This window comes from uncultured Thiodictyon sp. (assembly GCF_903828115.1).
Classification (GTDB): Bacteria; Pseudomonadota; Gammaproteobacteria; order Chromatiales; family Chromatiaceae; genus Thiodictyon.
Genome location: NZ_CAIKKU010000263.1, coordinates 1 through 1689 on the forward strand (window position 1 = coordinate 1; position 1689 = coordinate 1689).

1 protein-coding gene and 1 pseudogene are annotated in these 1689 nt (G+C 69.8%); both read right to left on the bottom strand.

Annotated elements, in window-relative coordinates:
- Nucleotides 1-155: 155 nt before the first annotated feature.
- On the bottom strand, nt 156-746 hold the full coding sequence (locus tag QZY48_RS09880) for a hypothetical protein (RefSeq protein ID WP_295430582.1): 591 nt from the start codon (nt 744-746) through the stop codon (nt 156-158).
- Between the two features lie 289 nt (nt 747-1035).
- Nucleotides 1036-1476 (bottom strand): annotated as a pseudogene (locus tag QZY48_RS34745) (toll/interleukin-1 receptor domain-containing protein); the annotation flags it as partial.
- Nucleotides 1477-1689 lie beyond the last annotated feature (213 nt).

The following is a 1689-nucleotide window of genomic DNA, read 5'->3' on the forward strand; positions in this document are numbered from 1 at the left end:
CGTGACATCATCTCCGGGATCATCACCATACCCTTTATGTCACGCCCTTTCAGGGCTTGGCTCAATTGAACCCTGAACCCAGGGCGTTGCCCTGGGCTGGTATGTTCGACCCCGTTGGGGTCGCTCCGCACGACGGTGTGGAGCCCGGCTGTCGTTCATACCAGCGCCCTCAACCCCGCCTCCCGAACCGCCGCGCACCGCCACACCAGCCGCGCCCGTGCCGGTACCCCATCCGCCCGTAGCAGATTGGTCCAATAGAGCCGCCGCAGGAGCGGGTCTTTGATCCAATCCCGGTAGGGTCCCAGGTCATCCTGGTCGAGCAGCCCCAGCAGCACCGCGGCCCGCCCTGGGTCCTGGCCGAGCACACTGAAATGGGCGGCGATCTGACCGGACAGCCTCAGGTCTTGAAGACAGGCGGGCCAGGGGCGACCGTCTTTGAGTAGCCGCAGCCCATCGAGCACCAGCCGCGGATGTCCACCCGCCGCGGCCAGCAGTTCCGCGGCGGTCTCGGCCGGGACGGTCAGCGCGAAGGGGGGTCGGGCGGCGATGGTCATCAGGTCGCCGGTATTCAGCTCGGGCCAGGGTATGGGCACGGCAGCGATCAGGAGCGACAGGGTGGCGCTGTGGATGTACTTCATCTCGGCCAGTTCCAGGCCGCCGGCCAGGACCACCTTGAGCCGGTCGCCAGCGCAGTCGAAGAGCCCGCTCAGCACGCCGGCCAGTCGGGTCCGGTCGGCCAGCGGCATGGCGGCGCAGCACCGTCAGGGCCGCGTGGGGTCCGTCGTGGATCGGCCTATCCTCTTGGGCAAGCAGCAGCAGGTTGGGCTCGGACCAGAGCCGCTCCAGGACCGCGTCGATGAAGCGGGTCTCGCTCGGCAGTTCCGCCTCGGGGGTCATGCCGACCAGGGCCGGGGCCGCCCCCGGTCGCCGGCCGAGGATGCCGAACAAGAGCCCGTCCAGTGCCGCGGCGGTCAGCCCCGGGCGCAGGTCCACCCAGGTGCGGCCGACGAGCAGGAGCGGCAACTCGGGCTTGGCCGGCGCCCCGGGCAGCAGCACCGGGATCACCGGCAGCCCGCGGTCGCGCACCGCCAGGCGCAGTGCCGCGTCCATCTCCTCCCGCTCCCAGGGTCCGATCCCGTCCGCGCCGATGCAGACGGCCACGGCGCCGGAGGCGCGGATGCCGTCCTCCAAGAGCGAAAGCCAGGGCAGGCCGGGGCGCAGTTGCTCCTCGTCCAGCCAACAGCGCAGGCCGAGGGCCGCCAAGGCCGCCTTGAGCGCGCGCACCGCCGGCTTGTCCGAGCTGTTGTGAGACAGAAAGCAGTGAAAGGCCTGGGCCACCGGTCGCTCCTCGGGGGTCGTGTCCGTCGGCCGATTATGCGCGGCGGGGATGGCTGGGGCCAAGCCTTGGCGGTGGCCTGAGTCCCGGAAGGTGCCCGACCGGACGCCCGGACGGGCCTTGGTCACATGTCCGGCCACGCGGCAGCGTCGGGTGGGTCGGGTAGCCAGGCGACGTTACCGCCACCCAGCCCCCTAAGAACCGTGCTTGCAACTTTCACCGCACACGGCTCAAGCCTTGATAAGCCCCAGTGACAGAGCCGGCCGTTCGGCCTTCGCGATACCAATTTGCAGCCCTCGTACCGTTCGGTGTACCTTGGCGTGCGCCAATCCACTTTGCAGTCGGTGGCTGCA